Origin of the sequence: Citreicella sp. C3M06 (assembly GCF_018860705.1) — a bacterium.
In the GTDB taxonomy this organism is placed as follows: Bacteria; Pseudomonadota; Alphaproteobacteria; order Rhodobacterales; family Rhodobacteraceae; genus Salipiger.
In genome coordinates, this window is the sequence record NZ_JAHKQA010000002.1 from 94895 (window position 1) to 115351 (window position 20457).

Here is a 20457-nt window from a genome sequence, read left to right on the forward strand (position 1 = left end):
TCTCCAGAATTGGGCGTCAGGGGCCATGCCCCCGACGCGCTGGTTTGCTTAGCGGGCGTAAAGCCTGTCGAGCCGGATCAGCCGCCCCACGATGCCGAGCGTCGCGATGGTCAGCACGATCAGGATGGCCGAGATCGCATGCGCCGTCGGTTCGAGCGCGAAGGTCGCCTCTGAATAGATGCGGACCGGCAGCGTCGTCGTCCGGGCGGTGGTCAGGAAGCTGGTGACGGTGACCTCGCCGAAACTCATCAGGAAGCCGACGATCCCGGCGGCGAAGAAACCGGGGGCCAGACCGGGCAAGACAACCAGAAGGAACTGGCGCACCGGGCCTGCGCCCAAGCTGCTTGCGGCCTCTTCCTGTGCGCGGTCCAGTTGCAGGACCGACGCGGTCAAAAGCGTGATCACGAAGGGCAGCATCACCACCACGTGGATGGCGACCATGCCAAGGAAGGGCGGGATCATGTAATAGACCTGCAGCAGCTTCAGCATGCCGACCCCGACTGCGATATGCGGCAGCGACAGCGGCAGCAGCCAGAACGCCAGCAGACCGCTTCGCCCGCGAAACGGGTATCTGGCCAGAGCAAAGGCGGCAGGCAGAGCAAGCGACACGGCGATCACCGTGGCCACCACCGCAAGCTTGACCGAGACCATGAAGGCGGCGGTGTAATTGCCGTTGAACAGGACCGCCTCGTACCATTTCAGGGTAAAACCCTTGAACCCGGCAGCGGTGGCCAGCGGCACGTCGTTGAAGCTCTGGATGCAGACCAGCGCAAGCGGCAGCAGCAGCAGGCCGAGACTTGCCGCCAGCAGCAGCCGCGCAAGGGTCGGGCCGACGATCTCCGCGACACAGATCAGCCAGTGCGGAAGCGCAATCGGCTCGCTGGGTTTGCCCGAGGTCCAGGGCATCATGCGATTGAGCGCCAGTGTGCAAAGCCCGGCGAAGGCCAGTCCAAGCACGGTCATGGTCAACGCGAGGGCCGAGGCCATGGGAGCGTTGAGGTTCGAGATCGCCTCTTTCAGAACCAGCATACCGATGGTCCAGACCTTGCTGCCGCCCAGCAGGGTGGCGGACACATAGGCGGTGGTCGACATCAGGAAGACCATGATCACCCCGGCGCGCAGCCCGGGAAGCGACAACGGAAGATCGACGGTAAGAAACCGCACCACCGGCGAGGCGCCAAGGCTTTCGGCGGCCTCATGCACGCGGGGCGAAGTGCTTTGCATCGTGTCGTAAAGCGCAAGCACGAGGAAGGGCATGAAGACCTGAGCCAGTCCTATGGCGACGGCACCGTGGGTAAAGAGCATGGTGCGCGCCTGCGGCAGCCCCAGAAAATCCAGAATGACGTTGATCAGCCCGTCCGGAGACAGCAGCAGCATGATCCCGAGCGAGCGCACCACGACGTTGGTCAGCAGCGGGATCAGGATCACCCCAAAGGCCAGCGCCCGCCATTTGCCGGGCATCCGCGTCAGCCAGAAGGCCAGTGGATAGCCCAGAAGCGCGGAGAGCACGGTGACTCCAGCGCCCAGCAGCACGGTTTCCAGAATGACCCCGAGGTAAAAGCCATCCCCCAGCACCAGCGCGAATTGCGCAAGGGAGGGCGGCTGGATCAGCGGGCCGAACGGGTCCGGCACCGCGTGCAGCGACAGCAGCACAACGGCGATCACCGGCGCGGCGAAGGCCAGCAGCAGCCACAGAGTGACCGGCGCTGCTAGCGCCGGTCCCATCCATTTGTTCATCCTGCGATTTCCCGGTCAAACTTCGACTGCCAAGCCGACCGGTTGGCATTGATGTAGTCCCAGTCAAAATCGTTCATCTGCGCGACCTCTTCCGGCCCCATGACCTTGCCCTTCAGCTCTTCGGGGATGGTCACGTTGCTGACGGTGGGCGAATAATATGTCTCGCGCGCATAGGCCAGCATGCAGGGCTCGGAGAGATGCAGGTTGATCCACTCTTCGGCAAGCACCTGATTTTTCGTGCCCTCGGTGATGCAGGCAACGTTCATGGCCATGGCTGTGCCCTCGATCGGCTCGGCGATGGCGATGTTCGGGTTGCGGCTTTCCTGATACTTGCGGGTAAAGCTCGCGAACTCGACGGACAGATCGCAGATGCCCTGATCGAACATCTCGAAAAGCTGCGCCTGACTGGACTGGATCGCGGCCAGCGGCTTTAGCTCCGCCACCTTGGCGATCACCTTGTCATAGTCCTTTTCGGTCCAGCCAAAGGCCTTGGCGGTCATCATCAGCGCCGACACCCCCTCGGCCCCCAGACCCTGCGGCCAGGCGATGCGGCCCTGCCATTCGGGGTTCCAGATATCCTTCCACGAGGTGATCGGCGCGCTGGCCTTGGTCTTGTCATAGACGATGGTGCAGGGGTTGAAGGCAACGCCGTAGCCGCCCAGCTTGGCCGCATCATAAAGGTTTTCGTATTGCGGCACGGCAGAGGTCGGGGCCTGCGTGACCTTGTCCTTCACCGCCTGACGGCTCTCGTAGATGTTGAGGTAGAGGATATCAAAGCTGGGGCGCCCGCGCTCGGCATAGGCGCGGGCGCGACGGTCGACGGTGCCGCCAAGCACGTAGCTGACCTTGCAGCCGTATTTCTCGACCAGCGGCTTTTCGCAATATTCCTTGACCAGCTTCTCCTGAGTGCCGCCCCAGATGCCGACGACAAGCTCGTCGCCGGGCTTGGGCTGTGCCGAGGCGCTGCGCACGAAATGAAACGGTGCGACAACACCCGCGCCAAGGGCGAGCTTGCCGAAGGTCCGTCTGGAAAATGTCATGGGGAGTCTCCTGTCAGATGAAAGTGGTGGCACCGGGCAGCGCGGTGATGCTGCAGGTGGTGCCAACGGGGGGTGGGGTGAGGTCGGAAGGGGTAATCACGCGGATCATCCCCGAGAGCGTCTCGATTTCGGTCTCGAAGGTCTCGCCAAGGTAGGCGACACTCTTCAGCTCGCCCAGAACAGCCAGCGGACCGCCCGGCGCCCCGCTCAGGCGCAGACGCGCCGCGCGCAGCACGATAGAGGTGGCACCCTCGGGCGCGCCCTGACAGCTAAGGCCCGGCGCGGTGAACACGCCGTTCTTGACCGTGCCCTTCACCACCGTGCGCGCGCCAAGGAATTCGGCCGAAAACGCCGATGTCGGGGCATCGCAAAGCTGGCGCGGCGCGCCAAGTTCGCGGATCAGCCCGCCTTCCATCACCGCGACCCGGTCCGACATCGCCAGCGCTTCCTGCTGATCATGGGTCACGAAGATGGTGGTGATCCCAAGACGCTGCTGAAGCGATCGGATCTCGTCGCGCATCTCGCCGCGCAGATTGGCATCCAGATTGGACAGCGGCTCATCGAGCAAAAGCAATTCCGGTTCGACAACCAGCGCGCGGGCAAGCGCGACCCGCTGTTGCTGCCCCCCCGACAGCTGCGCGGGATACCGGTCGGCAAAGGCACCAAGGCCGACGGTTTCAAGCCCGGCTCTGGCCTTGTCGCGGCAATCAGCCTTGGAGAAATGCCGCATCCTGAGCCCGAACCCGACATTGCCGAGCACCGTGAGGTGGGGAAACAGCGCGTAGGATTGAAAGACCACGCCGATGTTGCGCTGGTGAGGCGGTTTGCGGGTGATGTCCTTGCCGCCTAGCAGGACCGAGCCTTCGCTGGGGGGAACAAATCCGGCAATCATCCGCAGGGTGGTGGATTTGCCGCATCCGGACGGGCCGAGCAGCGACAGCAATTCGCCCTTGGGTATTTCAAGACTGAGACGATCCACCGCGCGGGTCTGGCCATAGGTCGCGGTCAGCCCGCTCAGGACAAGGTGGGGGTTGTTTTGCATTGAAAGCTGCGCTCCTGAGGCGTGACGTTCCGGGGGTGGCCGACGGTGCGGGGCTGACCGCTCTGCGAGCGCGGCCCGGCATCGCGGCGAATTGGGCCGGTGGTCGGCGATTGGCGCCCAACGGGGGCGAAGAGGTTTTTGAGCCTGCGCCCAAGGTTTAGGCGGACTTGCTCATTTAATTGGCAGCACAGGAAGAGCTTGGGGCGCGACACGCCCCATGATCTGGCTCGAATCGGGCCGATGTCCGGACAACCCACATCGCGTTTCACGCCGATCCCGCCCAGCCCGCGACCGAGATGCGAGCATCGACGCCAAGACCGCCCGGCCCAGCCACCCAAAGCTTTCTGCGGGCCAAATGCTGGAAAACAGGGGGGATGCGCGGCATTCTGATCTCGCTTGTCGGCCGGACAGAACACCGTGTCCTGTGCAGATGCGGCGAGAATGCGCCCGGACAGACAGCGGAACAACGCAGGCAAGGCTTATGTCTGGTATAAGGCTGGCCTTATACCCCCAGTGCAGACCCGGCATTTTCAGCGCAGGTTTCGGCCTCGGCGGACAGCATGTGCCTGTCAGCCTGCCGCGCGACATCTCGAACCAGTTGGCGCAGCCACCGGTGCTGCTCTCCGTTTTGCACACGCTCGTGCCAGAGCATGTGAACCTGCATCTGCTCCAGTTCGACCGGGGCTTTGAAAACGCGAAGCTTGCCGTCGCCGAATGCCTCCGCGATATAAGTCGCGTAGGGCGTGCCGGTCGTGAAAACGAGATCGCTGCTTTTCAGAAGCTCTGGGATCTGGGCATATTCCGGGACAGACATCATCACGCGGCGGCGGACACCGACCTTTGCCAATCTGCTGTCGATCGGGCTGTAAAGCGCATTGGTGATCGGCGTGGGTGAGACATGATCGCAGTCGACGTAATCCTTCATTGTCAGCCCCTTGCGGCGCGCAAACGGATGCTGCGTTCGCATCAGGCAAGAGATGCCACACTGCAAGAGCGGCGCAGATCGCAGGCTGCCCCTCGGGGCGGGCCAGCTGGAAATCACCAGATCGACGCCCTGCTCTAGCTCCTTCGCAAGATCGGCGTTTTCCGACGGGGCAAAGAAATCCACCGCCAATCCCGGGGCTTCCGCCCGAAGTCTTGCGCCGATCGCAGGAACGAGAAATCCGCCAAAGCAATTCACCACGAGGATCCGGATCCGCCCCTCGGCTCGAAACGGATCGAACCTGTCCTCGCTTCCGACCAGCTCGGCCAGTTTTTCAAGCGTCTCGGCGATCAGATCGGCAACCTGTTCGCCCCGCACCGTCGGCACGAGGCTTTGCCCGGACCGTACCAGAAGCGCATCGGCGAAAACCACGCGGGCTTTCTTCAGGCTTGCGCTCACGGCGGGCTGGCTGTGCCCCAGCATCATTGCGACCCGCGACACGTTTCTTTCGCGCAGCAGAAGCAAGGTCGTGCGCAACAGCCGCACGTCAATCCCGTTGATCAGACCTTGGTCCATTTCATTGCCTTTGATGCCGATGCATGGGGGTATGCCCAAGAGTTTCGATGGCAAGGCAAAGCTCCGAAGGACGACGAGACGGTCGTTCAATGTAAGCTCAGCTTGCAGACCGCCAGATAGCCGAGGCTCAGGCCTGTGTGCAAATCGTGCAGGCACCGGCAGTTTGCGAACCGGGCGGCGCCGGATGCTCTGCCCTGCTGGCAAGCGAGGCGAACGAAGATGCCCCAAACAGAACTGCGCCTGCGCGACACAGCGCGTATTGCACAGGCCACCAACCGGCATCGCTTTGCCGTCCATCGCAGGATCAGGCGCGACATTTTCCCAGACGACGTGCAGCTAGATCCGACCGGCGCGCCCCGTCAGCGACGGCGATAATGGCGCCAAGACAGCGGTGCATGCGCTGGAATGGCCCGCAATGCCTGTCGGCTATGCACTCTGCCCGGCTATTGCGACCGCTGGCCCAAACCATGGCGCGCAGCCCATTGCCCACAGCCAGACGGCGGTTTTATACGCAACCCGCCAGTCTTTGGCCAAACCGAAGCCGCCGCCGGATCCGTACACGTTAATTTATATTGCCGCGAGGCGTCGTCACATTCATTCTGCGCGGGGAATAGGCGACGTTCCTGCCTCGGTACCCACCCGGAGACAGCCATGAAAGCCTTGCGTATCCTGTTTGCCATCGTCCTGATCGCAGCGGCCAGCCTTGGCGGCTTTGTGCTCACCGGCGATATGGTCGCGGCGACCGACAGCGCCGGCGACGCGCGCGGCCGTGGTCCGACCGCCGTGCGCACCGCCCCGGCCCAGACCTTGCGCTTTGCCGAAACCGTCGAGGCGGTCGGCACCGCCCGCGCCCGCGAGGCCGTGGTGCTGCACCCGCTGGCGGCGGGCCGCGTTACCGAGATTGCCTTTGCCCCCGGCCAGCCGGTCGCAACGGGCGATGTGCTGCTGCGGCTCGACGATGCCGAGGCCCGCGCCAACCTCACCGCCGCCGAGGCGACGCTGGCCGAAACCCGGGGCAACTACGCCCGTCTGCAAGGGCTGGCCCGCAGCGGCAGCGCCACCGAGGCCAATCTCGAAGCCGCCCGCGCCGCCATGCTGCGCGCCGAGGCGGCACAGGCGCTGGCGCAAAAGACGCTCGAAGACCGCAGCCTGACCGCGCCCTTTGCCGGGGTCGTCGGCTTTACCGATCTTGCCCGTGGGCAGCTGGTCGACAGCGCCTCGGTGGTGACCACGCTCGACGATCTGTCGGTGATCGAGGTCGCCTTTTCGGTGCCCGAACGCTATCTGTCGCGGCTGCAACCCGGGCTCGAGGTGCGGCTGACCTCTGCCGCCTGGCCGGATCGCAGCTTTACCGGCACCATCTCGGGCATCGACACCCGCATCGACGAGACGACGCGCTCGATCGCGCTGCGTGCAAAGGTGCCCAATGACGACCGGTTGCTGACCGCGGGTATGTTCCTGCGCGCCGCGCTGGTGCTTGATGAGCGCGACGCCCCTGCCGTGCCGGAACGCGCGCTGAGCGTGTCCGGGGCGCAGACCTTTGTGCATCTGAACGAGGGCGGCATCGCGCGGCGCCTCAGCGTCACCACCGGGCGCCTGGTCGCAGGCATGATCGAGATCACCAGCGCCTTGCCCGAGGGCGCGCAGGTGATCACCAGCAACCTTTCAAACCTGTCGGACGGCGCGCCGGTGCAAGCAACAGCGGAGATCGACGGATGAGCCTTCCCGATCTGTCGATCCGCCGGCCGGTGCTGGCGACGGTGCTCAACCTGCTGATCGTGCTGATCGGGGTGGTGGCGATTTCGCGGCTGCCGGTGCGCGAGCTGCCATCGACCGATACCGCGCGGGTGACCGTCAGCGTCGATTACACCGGCGCCGCGCCGGATGTGGTCGACACCCAGATCGCCGCGGTGATCGAAGGGGCGCTGGCGGGGATCTCGGGGCTGCAGAGCATGGAGACCGAGAGCGAGCGGGGCCGCGCCCGCACCGTGCTGATCTTTGACAGCGCCGTGGACATCGACAGCGCCACCAACGATGTGCGCACCGCCCTGGATCGCGCGGCGCGCGATCTGCCCGATGCCGCCGACGCGCCGCAGGTGCGCAAGAACGACAGCGAAAGCGACCCGGTGGTGCGCCTGTCGCTGGCTTCAAGCGAGATGTCGGCGCTTGAGCTATCCGATTACGCCAACCGCTTCATCATCGACCGGCTGGCGCGGCTGCCCGGGGTTGCCAATGCCTCTGTCTACGGCGAGCGCGCCCCCGCCATGCGGATCTGGCTGGATGCCGGGCTGATGGCGGCGCATGGCGTGACCACCGGCGACATCATCTCGGCGCTGGATGCCAACAACGTCGAATTGCCCGCGGGCGAGATCGAGACCGGCGCCCGCCAGCTGTCGCTTCTGGCGCGTACCAGGTTCTCCGGCCCCGAGGAATTTGCCAATCTTGCTGTGCGCGACGATGGCGCCCGCCCGCTGCGTCTTGGCGATGTGGCGCGCATCGAAGAGGCGCCAGAGGCATCGGAAAGCCTGTTCCGCTCCGATGGGGCGACGGGGCTGGGGCTGGGCATCCAGCCGCAGGCACAGGCCAACACCGTGGCGATCAGCCGCGCGATCAAGGCCGAGCTGGACCTGATCCGCCCCGGCCTGCCCAGCGGCATGTCGTTGACCATCACCACCGACGAGGCGCTGTTCATCCAGACCACGCTGAACGAGGTCAAGGACGTGTTCATCGAAGCGGTGCTTCTGGTGACGGCGGTGATCTTCCTGTTCCTTGGCTCGGCGCGGCTCAGCCTTGTGCCTATCGTCACCATCCCGGTGTCGATCCTTGGCGCAGGTCTGGCGATGCTGCTTCTGGGCTTTACCATCAATATCATAACGCTGTTTGCGATGATCCTCGCCATTGGCCTTGTGGTCGATGACGCCATCGTGGTGCTGGAAAACATCCAGCGCCACCGGGCGATGGGCTATTCCCCGCGCGAGGCGGCGCGGGCCGGGGCCAATCAGGTCAATTTCGCGGTGATCGCCACCACGGCGGTGCTGATCGCGGTGTTCCTGCCGGTCAGCTTCATGGACGGCGAGATCGGCCAGATCTTTGGCGAATTCGGCATCGTGCTGGCGGTGGCGGTGGTGGTGTCGGGCTTTACCGCGCTGACCCTGTCGCCGGTGCTGGCGGCGCGGCTGATGCCTGCCGAAGACAAGCCCAACCTGCTGACCCGCGCGGTCAACGCGGTGATCCGGGTGGTGGAGCGCGGCTATCGGCGCGGGCTGGGCGCGATGCTGAAACTGCCAGAGCTGCTGCTTGGCGGCACCGCCTTTGCCGTGGCGGCCTGCGCGGCGCTGTACCTTTCCCTGCCGCAGGAAGTGACGCCGAAAGAGGATCGCGGCCAGTTCCGCATCTATGTCACCGCGCCGCAGGGATCGTCGCTGGAGGTCACCGATGCCGCCGCCCGGCAGGTCGAAGCGGCGCTGCAGCCGCTGCGCGACCGCGGCGCGGTCAGCAACGTCACCACCATCGTCGGCATGTGGGGAGAGCTGCGCCGCGCCATGCTGTTCGTCAATCTCGTGCCATGGGACGAGCGCGACATCTCGGTGCAGGACGCCATGGCCGGCCTGCGCGCACCGCTGGCCGGGATCACCGACGTGCAGACATGGATGCGCCCGTCGGGTGGGCTTGGCATCGGTAGCGGTCGCGGCGGCTTGCAGTTCTTTCTTGGCGGGCCGGATATCGACACCGCCGCCGATTGGGCGAATTCACTGGCGGCGCTGCTCGAAGACGATCCCGACCTCAGCGGCGTCGAAGTCGGCCATGCCGCCAACCAGCCCGGCGCGACGCTAAGCGTTGATCGGCTGCGGGCGCAGGATCTGGGGCTGGATGCGCAGACGGTATCAAGCACGCTTCAAGTGCTGATCGCCTCGCACACGGTCGGCGAGTTCAGCCGCGACGGGCGGCAATACCCGGTGGTGCTTCAGGCCGCACCCGAGGATCGCGACGCGCCAGAGGATCTGATGTCGATCCTGCTGCGCAACGATCGCGGCGCGCTGATTCCACTGTCGGCCTTTGCCAGTCTTGAAACCGCCGCCACGGTGCCGTCGATCACCCGCTATGACCGGGTGCATTCCGTCGGGGTCGAATCCGACATGACCACCGGCGCCGATCTGGCGCAGGTCATGGCGCGGGTGCAGGCGGCGGTGGCCGATCTGCCCGCCGGGGCGACGCTGGCATGGGATGGGCAGGCGGCGGATTACCTGAAAAGCTCGGGCGACATGGGGATGGTCTTCGCCATGGCCATGGCCATCGTGTTTCTGGTGCTGGCGGCGCAGTTCGAAAGCTTCCGCACGCCGCTGACCATCCTGCTGACCGTGCCGCTTGGTCTTGGCGGGGCGGTGCTGACGCTGTGGCTGACCGGGCAGAGCATCAACATCTTCAGCCAGATCGGGCTGGTGCTGCTGGTCGGGCTGATGGCCAAGAACGGCATCCTGATGGTCGAGTTCAGCAACCAGCTGCGCGAAGAAGGCATGGCCCTGCGCGCCGCCGCCATCGAAGGCGCGGTGACCCGGCTACGCCCGGTCACCATGACCACCGTTGCCACCATCCTTGGCGCGGTGCCGCTGGCCACTGCGACCGGAGCGGGGGCGGAAAGCCGTGTCGCCATCGGCATGGTGATCACCGGCGGGCTGGCGCTGGCCTTTGTGCTGACCCTGTTCGTCACCCCGGTGATCTATGTGATCGTCGAGGGCATCCTGCCCCGGCGCGATCCCGAACCGGACCCCGTTCCGGCTCAATGAGGAGGAGAGACCATGACCAAGCGCATGACAGCCAAGGATTTCGCCCCGGAACTGCTCGAGCTTTATGATTTCTACGCCCACGGGCTGATCTCGCGGCGCGATTTTCTCGACCGGGCGGGCAAGTATACCGTGGCGGGAATGACGGCGGCGGCGGTGCTGGGCATGATGTCGCCCGATTACGCCATGGCCGAGCAGGTCAGCTTCAATGACCCGGACATCACCCCCGAGTGGATCACCTATCCCTCGCCCAACGGGCATGGCGAGATGCGCGCCTATATGGTGCGGCCAAACGGCATGGACACCGCGCCGGGAGTGGTGGTGGTTCATGAGAACCGCGGGCTTAACCCCTATATTCAGGATGTGGCGCGGCGGTTGGCCAAGGCAGGGTTCATCGCCATGGCTCCGGACGGGCTGACGCCGATGGGCGGCTATCCGGGCAATGACGAAGACGGCCGCGCCTTGCAGCAGCAGGTCGACCCCGAAAAGCTGATGAACGATTTCTTCGCCGCCATCGAATATCTGGCGGCGCAACCCGAGGTGAGCGGCAAGGTCGGCATCACCGGCTTTTGCTACGGCGGCGGCGTGGCGAACGCGGCGGCGGTGGCCTACCCCGAGCTTGGCGCGGCGGTGCCATTCTATGGTCGCCAGCCCGATGCGGCGGACGTGCCGAAAATCGAAGCGCCGATCCTGCTGCAGTACGGCGCGCTTGACGAGCGGGTGAACGCGGGCTGGCCGGCCTATCGCGAGGCGCTCGAGGCCAATGACAAGACCTATGAGGCCTATATCTACGAGGGCGCAAACCACGGGTTCCACAACGATTCCACCCCGCGATACGATGCCGAAGCCGCAGAGTTGGCCTGGTCGCGCACCATCGCGTGGTTCCGCAAATATCTGGTCTGACGCTGTCTGCGACCTTTGCGCTTGCCCGCAAGGCGGCTGGGGGCGCTGCCCCCGTCTTTTTGCAAAGACTCCCCCGGGATATTTAGGGCCAGAAGAAGCCCGGGGCGGTGCGCGGCTTGGATAACCGCTGATGCTCAAGCCTTCGGCACGCAGCATAACGCAGGGCGGGCAAATCGAGGCTCTCGTCGTATTGGTCGGTTGTCCTTTTGATATGGTCGAGATGCGCAAGCCTAAAGCTGGGGCGCGAACAGGTAGCGCTGCCGCGCAGCCAGCATCTTCCTGCCAGGCTCACGCCCCGAGGATTGCGCGATCATTCGGCATTCTCTAGCTGGCGCACCCCGTCAGGTCGTAGGACTGTTTCTTGAACCGCTCTGGGTTGAAATAGTGCCAGTCATTCTCCGTCTGCAAGGGCGTGTTTCTGCCCCGGATCTGATTGTGGGCATTGCTGGCTTCAGGTCTGGAGAGGGCGGTGGGGCTTGGCCGCCAAGTCTTTGCCAGATTGGGAGTTGTGGCTTTGCAGCACCTTCCTGATGCGAGCCTTGAGCCGCCCAATTGCCCGGCGATGGGTTCCTGCGAACCATGAGTATCCGTTTTGGTCAAGTTGGGTTCTGGGTCCATTTGCGTTGATCGCGGAGAAGGGCATATGCTGTGACAATCAGCTTGCGTATCACGGCCACGATAACCAACTGCTTGTATTTTCCGGCTGATACCAGCTGGTCATATTTCGCCTTCATGTCCGGGTTGAAGCGCGTTGTCACGATTGCAAATAGATCGCCCGCGCTAAAGACGCTCCCTGCCACGCCAGTTTCCCGATTTCCGCAACGCTGACGCGAGTCCCGCCAGCGCCGCGGCCTGCTTGCTGCTCAGATACCCAAATTCATGTAGATCCGTGAGGATTGCCGGACCCGAACGCCAAAGGTCTTTCTGCCGATACGATCACGCGGCTGAAATCCGACTGAGGGACCACTTGCGAGGCTGGCAGAAACGTGACCTTCGCGCTTGTTCTGTATCTGGGCTGACGGGGGCAGCCTCAATCCACGCATATCCAAGGACAAACAATGTGTTCTGGTGAACACTGAGGCTGGGGGCTACAGTCGCAAGAAGCGGCTGTCTCTGGTCGGCGGCCTCCGTGAAAGTACCCAGAGAGGCTATTGGATCTCAAGCGGCGCGGCCTGACGCAAGATCCCAATCTGGGCGCAGACGATGGGGGCTATGGGTGTCTGAATGGCCCTGCGAGAGATCTTTGCCAGAACCAGCCGTGCTCAGTATTGGTAGGGCGAGCGCGTCAGGAGTTCGTTGCCGTCTCGACCGATGATGAGGATATCCTCGACGAACGCCGAGCCTGTTTCATCATCTGCAAGAAAGGCCTCCACCCCGAACACCATGCTCTCGCGCACCACATCCTCGGGTTCGGACATCACAGTGGAGATCCGCGGTTGCTCGAATGACAGACCGATGCCGTGACCGTAAAAGGGGAAATTCTTCATGAGGGTGCTTTCACTGCCGCCGAAGGCCTGCGTGAGGCGATCCCCTTCGGCCGCGACATCGAGCAGGCGCACGCCCGGACGCATCATTGCTGACAGCCGCTGCACGATATCGGCCGTGGCCTCGATCAGTCGGCGCTGCCGGGGGCTCGGTTTTCCAAAGACCGAGGTTCGCCCGGGATCGAGGTAGTAGCCTTGCTGAAAGGCCGCATGCACCGTCCCCCGGACCAGATCGCCGGGGGCGGGCGCATCATCGGCCGACCCGGTCAGGGGGAAGCGATAATCGGCATCGATCGTATCGCCGTGGTTGGTTCCGATCGCCTGAATCCTGCCGCCGCGGGCGACCACCACACGCGCCGCATCGCCCGCAGCCTCGCGTTCGAGTTTTCCCATCGTGAGACCCTGCATCAGCACGTCGGTCGCCTCGGTCGCAGCCACGCCCGCGATACGATAAACGTCAAGCTCGCGCGGGCTCTTGATCGCGCGGACCCGGCGTATGAGGTCATCCGCATCGACCCACTCGATATCGGGCGTGGCATCCCGAAGCTGGCGCCAGTACGTCACCGGCATGAACCACGCACCGCAAAAGGCCACCCGGCCGGTGATGCCGCGTTCTTTGAGACGGCGCGCAATCGACAGGAAGGGATGGTTGTCGCAATAGACATCCGCGACACTGATCAGGTCGCGGCGCGGCTCGGGTTCATCGATATGAAGCTCTGGCTCGTGGCCCTTCTGCAGGATGATGCCCGAAAACGAACGCGCCGACCAGATACGCGAGTCCATACCGCCGCTGACCGAATAGTGGTTGCTCAGATAAAGCACATCGCCGCAGTTGTCGGTGGTGCCGCCGCCGCGGCTCACGACGACAGCGGCCTCGAAATTATCTTCGGCCATGACCTGCTGCACACGGGCCCAGCGGGCTTGGTATTCTTCGATCGGAAAGTGACGCAGCATTCGAAACAGCTTTCAGGGGTTGCGGGCGACACGCCCCGAAACGAGGCCGCCGCGAAGCGGCCTCGCAGATCGGGACGCAAGGATCAGTTGGTGGCGAAAATGGTCCGGATCGGCTCTGCGGGGGTCGGATCGAAGCCGATCAGATCGCTGGTCAGCTCGGCATAGGTGCCGTCCGCGACCATGTCGGCAAGGGCCGCATTCACCGCCCGGGCGAGGTTGGGCTTGCCCATCTTGATGGCAAATCCCTTCTGGATCGAGGACACCGGCTCTTCGAGAAGTTGCAGGGGCAGGCTGGATTTCTCGATCGCATAGGCGGCTGCGACCGCATCGGTGATGATGGCATCGACCTGACCGTTCGCGAGATCCTGCATGGCATCGGATTCCGCCTTGTAGGATTTCACCTCCGCTCCCAGCTCTTCGGCAATCGTGGTCCAGTTGGATGCAACGAGGCCACCAACGGTTCGGCCCTTCACATCTGCGGGCTGCGTGATATCGCTCCCGGTCTGCACGACGACCCGGCCACCGGACTCGAGCCAGCCATCCGAGAACAGCACCTTCTTCTGGCGCTCTTCGGTGATGTCCATCGCGACCGAGACGATATCGTACTGATCGGCCTCAAGACCGATCAGCACGGATTCCCACTTCACCAGCACGGGTTCGTAGTCCAGCCCGAGGCGATTGGCGATCTCACGCATGACGCGGATCTCGAGACCGTCCAGCGCGCCATCCGGTGCGCGCATCGAGAACGGAGGATAGGTGCCCTCGGTCGCAGCAGAGAGCACGCCCGGCTCCAGCAACTCCAGCTCTTGCGCGTCCTGCGCCTTGAGCTCAGCCGCCAGCGGCAGCAGCAGTGCGGTCGCAATTGCCGCAATCTTGATCTTGAAGGTCATTGGGGGAACTCCCTGTCTGGTTTTTTCTGTTTGGCCCGGTTTTCCGGTGTTGTTGGAGCGCGGCGCACAAGCTGGCGCGCCCATTCGGCAGATCAGTACAATCGAGCAAAGCGGCGCTCGAAAAAGGCCGCCAACTGCGTCAACAGGGTGGTGAGCGCCAGATATATGAGCGCAACCGCGATGTAGAAATCGAAGGGGCGGAACGTGGCCGAAATCAGCGTCTGGGCGTAGAGCGTCAGTTCCACAACCGTGATCGTGGACAGCAGCGAGGTGTTCTTGAGCGTGGAAAGCGCCTCATTCGTCACCGCCGGCAGGATGATCCGCACAACTTGCGGCAGGATGATCGTGCGCATGGTTTCGGCGCGACTGAACCCCAGCGCCAATGAGGATTCGGTCTGGCCCTTGGGGATCGCCTGCAAGCCGGATCGCACGATTTCAGCCACATAGGCGCCCGAGTTGATGCCCAGTGCCAGCACGCCAGCCATATAGGGCGACATTCGGACCCCGAGCTGCGGCATTCCGAAATAGACGATGAAGATCTGGATCAGCGCGGGCGTGCCCCGGATGAACCATATGTAAAAGGCGGCAGCCCCCCTCACCGAGGTGAGATCGGACCGTTGCCCGAGCGCCGCCGCCAGACCAAAGACCCAGCTCAGCACGATCGTCAGCACGGTCAGCCAGAGCACCGTCCAGGCGGCTGTCAGGAAACCGGGACCGTAGACAGAGATGTCGTTTGCAAGCGCCTGCATCAGACCAGCCCTCCGGCTTTCGCCTGACTAAGATCGTCATGGAGGATCGAGTGCAGGAACTGACGCAGACGCGGGCTCTGTGGATCGCGCAGCATCTTGCCGGGAGGCCCCTGCTCGCCGATGACGCCGTCCTCGAAAAACAGCACGCGCGAAGACACATCGCGGGCGAAAGACATCTCATGTGTCACCAGCAGCATGGTCATGCCGTCTGCGGCAAGCGACGCCATCAGCATCAGGACTTCGTGGACAAGCTCGGGATCGAGCGCCGAAGTCACTTCGTCGAAAAGCATCAAGCGCGGGGTCATGGCGAGGGCGCGAGCAATGGCGACGCGCTGCTGCTGCCCGCCTGAAAGGCGCTGCGGTGAGGTGTGGCGCTTATCGTAAAGCCCGATCCTATCGAGCAGCCCCTCGGCCATTTCCGTCGCCTCCGCCCGGGATTTTCCGAGGATTCGCACCGGGGCGTGGGTGACATTCTCGAGCACGGTCTTGTGCGGCCAGAGGTTGTAGCTCTGAAAGACCATCCCGATCCGGGACCGCAGCGCCTGAAGGTCGCGCTCCGAGGGGTGCTGACCGCTGGTGCTGTCGAAGTCGAAGGTCTTGTCATCGAACGCCATCGTCCCGCTGTCTGCCGGTTCGATGGCGTTGATCGTCCGAAGGAAGGTGCTCTTGCCGGACCCGCTGGCACCGATAATCGACACCACCTCTCCTGCGGCCACATCGAGGTCGATGCCTTTCAGCACCTCGAGCTTTCCGAAGCTTTTGCGAATGTCGCGCAGCTTGAGAAGTGACCCTCCAAGGTCCGTCGTCATGGCTTTATCCTGTTTCGGCGGCCCGGCCTCATCGCTGAGGCGTGAGTCGATCTTCCGCAATTTGGTAATTCCGCTGGTATACTGAAAATCTAAGCCTGAAACTCGAAACTTGCTTTTGGCGACAATGCCCTCCGCCGGCGGATTAGAATTTGCGCATTATGCGTTCGTATTGAGCATATTAGCGACGCTTCGCAGTAGCGTTCCGCCTAGCCTGTGCAGCTGTGCCATCATTGCGGCACCAGAGCGTGAGCGTGCCGACGCCATTCAAACGCCCCTTCAATGCGACAGTCAGCAAGATCTGCCGGCATTTGCTCGTGCAGGGCGTGCAATTGGTATACTGAATACTCTCAAGACCACGTTGAAGAGGCGGATCGCCACGATGCATACAGGATCATTCAGGCCAAGGCTGATGGACCCCGGCAAAGGCCAAAGCCACGCCGCGACGAACCGCACGCTTGCTCATGACGCGCACCGGAAAATCATGGCGATGATCCTCGACGGCAGGCTGCAGCCGGGCGATCTCTTGCAACCGGCGATGCTTGGCGAGGCACTGTCGATGTCGCTGACGCCCATCCGCGAAGCGATCCGTCAGGTTCAGGCAGACGGGCTTGCCGAGATCCATGGCCGTTTCATGCGGGTGCGGCGCCTGTCCGAAGCGGAAGTGGTGGAAATCTTCTTCATCCGCCTGTCGCTCGAGCCGTATTTTGCCGCCAACGCGCGTGTTCCGGACAAGGCGCTTGACGCTATGGAGGCCCGAATCATGGCGCTTATGCGGCAAGGGCCGTCGAACGAGAGCGATGCTCGGGCCGTTGACGCTGATTTCCACCAGATGATCGCGCTATCCCATGGCAACCAGCCGGCGGCGCAGGTCGTCGCAAAGCTGCACCGGCGGACCGCCATCTTCGACCATACGCAAGTGCCCGCGCGATTCCTGACAGGCTGCGCCGAGCATCTCGACCTGATTGACGCTCTGCGCGAGCGCGATGCACAGCGTGTAGAGCACGCGATGATCCATCACCTCGAAGGCGCGCGCGATGCCATCCTGCGCAGGTTGCGCCGCAGCCACGCCCCCTAGGCAGCCCAACGCCGTTTGGGTGAGCGCCGCCGCAAAGAGCCCGGACTGCCGCGCAGACCGGACGGGCGCGATTCCATGTCCGGACTCCTCCCGCCGGGTCGCTGGCGCTGAAGACGTCCCAAACTTGCTCAATTTTCACACACGGCCCTCGAAATATCATCCAATTAACAGGCATTTACTGCCTGGCCACGGGTTCTTGCCCCAGGCCTATTTTCATGGGATACAGGTGGTATACTGAAATCACATGGATCGCTGCGCGCGATCTTTTTGATAACGCCAACAGGGGTCGACACATGAAATACGGAATAGGAATGGGCATTGCCACGCTGGGCGTCGCTCTTGGCTCGGCGGTTGCGGCGCAGACAAGCTGGGACATGTCGGTGGTCTGGCCGGAGGGCAACTTCCACACCAAGAACGCCATGACCTTCGCCGAGCAGGTCGCCGAGGCCACCGATGGCGAGGTGCAGATCACCGTGCATTCGGGCGGCGCGCTTGGCATCAAGGGCCCCGAAGGCATGGCCGCCGTGCGCGACGGGCTGGTGCCGATCGCCGACATCCTGATGAGCCAGCAGGTCGGCGAAAACCCGGCGCTGGGGGTCGAGACCCTGCCCTATCTCGCCCCGACGCTTCCCGACCTCGCGCTGCTGCACAAGTTCTACCGCCCGATGATCGAAGACATCGCCGAGGAGATGAACCAGAAGCTGCTCTACATGACGCCCTGGCCCGGACAGGCAGTCTATTCCCCGAACAAGATCGAAACGCTCGCCGATCTCGAGGGGCTGACCATCCGCGTCGTCGACGCCAATGGCGACAGCTTCTTCAACGCGATCGGCGCCGCGCCGCTGCAAATGCCGTGGGGCGAGGTCGTTCCGTCGCTGGCCGCTGGCACCATCAAGGGCGTCACCACGTCTTCGTCATCGGGCGTCGATGGCGCGTTCTGGGAGTTCATGGACAACATGAGCACCTTCAACTGGCAGGCCTCGTCGAACATCGTCACCGTCAATCTCGACGCATGGAACGCCCTTGATGCCGAAGACCAGAACGCCATCGAGGCGGTCGCCGACGCGCTTGAAGGCGATTTCTGGCTCAACTCCGCGATGGAAGACGCCAGCAAGATCGCGACGCTGGAAGAGAACGGCATGACCGTCTCGGCGCCGTCGGCAGAGCTGAAGGCCGATCTCATCGATGCCGCGCGCCCGCTGTGGGATGCCTTCAAGGAGCGCGTGCCCGAGGTCGCCCCGGTGATCGACAACTACCTCTCCGTGCGCGGAGAGTGATCTGCCGGACCGGGCCTCTGCGACAGGGGCCCGGCCCTTCATTTACAACCCGTTGGAAGGTAGCAAGGATGGTGTCAGCCATGGACCACAGCCCGGACCCGAGCCCCGCGCCAATGCCCTCGCGGCGGTTTGGCGCGATCATCGCCCCGATCGATGCCGTGACGCGGGCGGGCAGCCTGATCGCCGGGCTTGCCCTGCTGGCGATCCTTGGGATGATCACCGCCGAGATCGTCTCGCGCAACTTGTTCGGACGCTCGCTGCCGTTCTCATGGGACTATTCCGCCTATGCCATGGGCACCGCCTTCATGATGGGGGCCGCGGATGCGCTACGCCGGGGCGCGCATGTGCGCGTCACCGCGGTGCTGGAAGCGGTGCCGCATCGGCTGTCGCGGGTGATCGAATTCGGCGCCTGCCTCGCCGGGCTGGCCGCCTGCGCCGCCTTGGCATGGGCCTTGAGCGAAATGGCCTTGCTGTCGCTTCAGCGCGGCTCGACCTCTGCCACCGTGATGCGCACGCCGCTGGTCTGGCCGCAGAGCCTTGTCGCGCTTGGTGCCATCATCCTGACGCTGCAATGCGCGGCGCAACTGCTGCGGCTGAGCCGCGGCGAACGCCTCGCCGAAGGCGCCGCGATCGAATGAGCCGCGCCACTGCCTGCAAGACGCCCCCCGCCCGCAAGACGCCCCCCGCCTGCATAACGCCCTCTGCCTGCATAACGCCCCCCGCCCCCAAGATTTCCCGAAAGGCGCCGCGATGACGCAAATTGCTACTTCTCTGGTGGGGATCATGGTCCTGCTGCTGGGCTCCGGCCTGTGGATCGGCCTTGGCCTTGTCGCCACCGGCGCCGCGATGCTGGCGCTGTTTCGACCGCAGATGCCCTTTGTCAAACTGCTCGCGCAGCAGTCATGGAACGTGCTCTCGTCGACCGAGCTGCTCGCCCTGCCCCTGTTCATCCTGATGGCCGAAGTGCTGTTTCGCACCAATATCTCGGCCTCGCTGTTCACCGGGCTGACGCCCTGGCTGCGGCGGATTCCGGGCCGGCTGACCCATATCAACGTGCTTGGCTGCACGCTTTTCGCTTCGGTCTGCGGCTCCTCGGCCGCCACCACGGTGACCGTCGGGCGCATCACTGCGGGCGAGCTGCTGAAGCGCGGCTATGACCGGGATCTGGTGATCGGCTCGCTGGCCGGGGCGGGCACGCTGGGCTTTCTGATCCCGCCCTCGACGATCATGATCATCTACGGCGTCATGGCCGAGGAATCGATCCTGCGCCTGTTCATGGCGGGCATCCTGCCCGGCGCGCTGCTGGCAATCGCCTACATGGGCTACATCGGCATCCGCGCCAAGCTGTCACCGGACAAGATCGGCGAGGCCCCGCCCCCGACCAGCCTGATCGAGAAACTGCGCGCGCTGACCGACCTTGGCCCGCTGCTGCTGCTGATCCTCTTTGTCATCGGCTCGATGTATGGCGGCATCGCATCCCCCACCGAAGCCGCCGCCGCTGGCGTCCTCGGGGCTATGGTCATCGGCTTCGCGCAGCGCAAGCTCGACCTCAAGGGCCTGCTTGCCGCCTCTCGTCAGGCGGCAGAGAACAGCGCGATGATCGGCCTGATCATGGTCGGCGCGATGTTCCTGTCGACGGCGATGGGCTATCTCGGCCTGCCGCGCTACATCGCGGGCGCGATCAATGGCTGGGGCCTGTCGCCGCTGGCGCTGATCGCGGTGCTGCTGGTCTTCTACATCCTGCTGGGGATGGTGATGGAGGGTCTTGCGATCATCGTCATGACCCTGCCGATCACCCTGCCACTGGTCGAGGCCGCAGGCTATGACAAGATCTGGTTCGGCGTCTTCATCGTGATCGTCGTCGAGATGGCGCAGATCTCGCCCCCGGTCGGCTTCAACCTCACGGTGCTTCAGCGCCTGACGGGGGACAGCATCGGCAAGATCACCCGCGCGACGATGCCCTTCTTCCTGATCATGGCGGGATTTGTCTTTCTGATCGCGCTCTTCCCGCAGATCGTCAGCATCGTGCCGGACCTGATGCGGCAATAAGGCGTGACGCCGCCCTACACGAACGCCTTCGGGCGTGATAAAGCCCCCGGCGCTCTCGCCGGGGGCTTTGCTGTTTTCCGGGGGTCGAAAAGAACATCCCTCGCGGCTTGTCCTCGAAGCGGATCACCGGCGGGATGTCAAAGGCGATGCCTTTTCCTCAAGCCCCGTC

General features: G+C 63.9%; 16 protein-coding genes. 7 read left to right on the forward strand and 9 right to left on the reverse strand.

Features of this window, described 5'->3' with window-relative positions:
* Positions 1–48: 48 nt before the first annotated feature.
* From KO516_RS00465 to KO516_RS00480, 4 genes are all read right to left on the reverse strand, one after another.
* Positions 49–1737, reverse strand: coding sequence for an ABC transporter permease subunit (locus tag KO516_RS00465; protein ID WP_216001834.1), 1689 nt, complete (start codon positions 1735–1737; stop codon positions 49–51).
* Positions 1734–2777 (reverse strand): PotD/PotF family extracellular solute-binding protein, encoded by a 1044-nt coding sequence (locus KO516_RS00470; RefSeq protein WP_216001835.1) that lies wholly within the window; start codon positions 2775–2777, stop codon positions 1734–1736. Before KO516_RS00470 ends, KO516_RS00465 begins: the two co-directional genes overlap by 4 nt.
* Before the next feature lie 13 nt (positions 2778–2790).
* Positions 2791–3819 (reverse strand): ABC transporter ATP-binding protein, encoded by a 1029-nt coding sequence (locus tag KO516_RS00475; RefSeq protein ID WP_216001836.1) that lies wholly within the window; start codon positions 3817–3819, stop codon positions 2791–2793.
* Between the two features lie 502 nt (positions 3820–4321).
* Positions 4322–5614: a LysR family transcriptional regulator gene (locus tag KO516_RS00480; RefSeq protein ID WP_216001837.1), complete on the reverse strand. Its 1293-nt coding sequence runs from the start codon at positions 5612–5614 to the stop codon at positions 4322–4324.
* A 354-nt stretch (positions 5615–5968) separates the two neighbouring features.
* Between KO516_RS00480 and KO516_RS00485 the strand changes: the two genes are divergently transcribed.
* Genes KO516_RS00485 through yghX form a run of 3 tightly spaced genes read left to right on the forward strand, consistent with a single transcriptional unit; the run spans position 5969 to position 11001 of the window.
* Positions 5969–7036, forward strand: coding sequence for an efflux RND transporter periplasmic adaptor subunit (locus KO516_RS00485; RefSeq protein WP_216001838.1), 1068 nt, complete (start codon positions 5969–5971; stop codon positions 7034–7036).
* Positions 7033–10101: an efflux RND transporter permease subunit gene (locus tag KO516_RS00490; protein WP_216001839.1), complete on the forward strand. Its 3069-nt coding sequence runs from the start codon at positions 7033–7035 to the stop codon at positions 10099–10101. The genes KO516_RS00485 and KO516_RS00490 overlap by 4 nt, the downstream gene beginning before the upstream one ends.
* Positions 10102–10113: 12 nt before the next feature.
* A complete protein-coding gene (gene yghX / locus KO516_RS00495) occupies positions 10114–11001 on the forward strand; it encodes a YghX family hydrolase (protein ID WP_216001840.1) in 888 nt (295 codons plus the stop codon).
* A 596-nt stretch (positions 11002–11597) separates the two neighbouring features.
* Here yghX and KO516_RS00500 read toward each other — a convergent pair.
* The 5 genes from KO516_RS00500 to KO516_RS00525 all read right to left on the reverse strand — a co-directional run bounded on the left by KO516_RS00500 (position 11598) and on the right by KO516_RS00525 (position 15887).
* Entirely contained in the window at positions 11598–11801 is a 204-nt protein-coding gene (locus KO516_RS00500) for a hypothetical protein (protein ID WP_216001841.1), read from the reverse strand.
* Positions 11802–12263: 462 nt separating this feature from the next.
* A complete protein-coding gene (locus KO516_RS00510) occupies positions 12264–13439 on the reverse strand; it encodes a M24 family metallopeptidase (RefSeq protein ID WP_216001842.1) in 1176 nt (391 codons plus the stop codon).
* Between the two features lie 83 nt (positions 13440–13522).
* Positions 13523–14329 (reverse strand): transporter substrate-binding domain-containing protein, encoded by an 807-nt coding sequence (locus KO516_RS00515; protein ID WP_216001843.1) that lies wholly within the window; start codon positions 14327–14329, stop codon positions 13523–13525.
* Positions 14330–14421: 92 nt separating this feature from the next.
* Complete coding sequence (locus tag KO516_RS00520; protein WP_252737327.1) at positions 14422–15078, reverse strand: amino acid ABC transporter permease; 657 nt, start codon at positions 15076–15078, stop codon at positions 14422–14424.
* Complete coding sequence (locus KO516_RS00525) at positions 15078–15887, reverse strand: amino acid ABC transporter ATP-binding protein (protein ID WP_216001877.1); 810 nt, start codon at positions 15885–15887, stop codon at positions 15078–15080. The genes KO516_RS00520 and KO516_RS00525 overlap by 1 nt, the downstream gene beginning before the upstream one ends.
* Positions 15888–16011: 124 nt before the next feature.
* On the opposite strand from KO516_RS00525, the gene KO516_RS00530 reads away from it, so the two are divergent.
* From KO516_RS00530 to KO516_RS00545, 4 genes are all read left to right on the forward strand, one after another.
* Positions 16012–16962, forward strand: coding sequence for a GntR family transcriptional regulator (locus tag KO516_RS00530; RefSeq protein ID WP_252737328.1), 951 nt, complete (start codon positions 16012–16014; stop codon positions 16960–16962).
* A 293-nt stretch (positions 16963–17255) separates the two neighbouring features.
* Entirely contained in the window at positions 17256–18239 is a 984-nt protein-coding gene (locus KO516_RS00535) for a TRAP transporter substrate-binding protein (protein ID WP_216001844.1), read from the forward strand.
* An 80-nt stretch (positions 18240–18319) separates the two neighbouring features.
* Positions 18320–18877: a TRAP transporter small permease subunit gene (locus KO516_RS00540; protein ID WP_252737329.1), complete on the forward strand. Its 558-nt coding sequence runs from the start codon at positions 18320–18322 to the stop codon at positions 18875–18877.
* 112 nt (positions 18878–18989) lie between these two features.
* Positions 18990–20288, forward strand: a complete 1299-nt coding sequence (locus KO516_RS00545) for a TRAP transporter large permease (RefSeq protein ID WP_216001846.1) — start codon at positions 18990–18992, stop codon at positions 20286–20288.
* Positions 20289–20457: the final 169 nt, after the last annotated feature.

Bases quoted from the DNA above. Each gene is read 5' to 3' on its own strand.
- KO516_RS00515 (WP_216001843.1), bottom strand. From the start codon at position 14,329: ATGACCTTCAAGATCAAGATTGCGGCAATTGCGACCGCACTGCTGCTG.
- KO516_RS00490 (WP_216001839.1), top strand. From the start codon at position 7,033: ATGAGCCTTCCCGATCTGTCGATCCGCCGGCCGGTGCTGGCGACGGTG.
- KO516_RS00535 (WP_216001844.1), top strand. From the start codon at position 17,256: ATGAAATACGGAATAGGAATGGGCATTGCCACGCTGGGCGTCGCTCTT.
- yghX (WP_216001840.1), top strand. From the start codon at position 10,114: ATGACCAAGCGCATGACAGCCAAGGATTTCGCCCCGGAACTGCTCGAG.
- KO516_RS00470 (WP_216001835.1), bottom strand. From the start codon at position 2,777: ATGACATTTTCCAGACGGACCTTCGGCAAGCTCGCCCTTGGCGCGGGT.
- KO516_RS00525 (WP_216001877.1), bottom strand. From the start codon at position 15,887: ATGACGACGGACCTTGGAGGGTCACTTCTCAAGCTGCGCGACATTCGC.
- KO516_RS00465 (WP_216001834.1), bottom strand. From the start codon at position 1,737: ATGAACAAATGGATGGGACCGGCGCTAGCAGCGCCGGTCACTCTGTGG.
- KO516_RS00545 (WP_216001846.1), top strand. From the start codon at position 18,990: ATGACGCAAATTGCTACTTCTCTGGTGGGGATCATGGTCCTGCTGCTG.
- KO516_RS00510 (WP_216001842.1), bottom strand. From the start codon at position 13,439: ATGCTGCGTCACTTTCCGATCGAAGAATACCAAGCCCGCTGGGCCCGT.
- KO516_RS00480 (WP_216001837.1), bottom strand. From the start codon at position 5,614: ATGGACGGCAAAGCGATGCCGGTTGGTGGCCTGTGCAATACGCGCTGT.
- KO516_RS00485 (WP_216001838.1), top strand. From the start codon at position 5,969: ATGAAAGCCTTGCGTATCCTGTTTGCCATCGTCCTGATCGCAGCGGCC.
- KO516_RS00475 (WP_216001836.1), bottom strand. From the start codon at position 3,819: ATGCAAAACAACCCCCACCTTGTCCTGAGCGGGCTGACCGCGACCTAT.
- KO516_RS00540 (WP_252737329.1), top strand. From the start codon at position 18,320: ATGGACCACAGCCCGGACCCGAGCCCCGCGCCAATGCCCTCGCGGCGG.
- KO516_RS00520 (WP_252737327.1), bottom strand. From the start codon at position 15,078: ATGCAGGCGCTTGCAAACGACATCTCTGTCTACGGTCCCGGTTTCCTG.
- KO516_RS00530 (WP_252737328.1), top strand. From the start codon at position 16,012: ATGCCCTCCGCCGGCGGATTAGAATTTGCGCATTATGCGTTCGTATTG.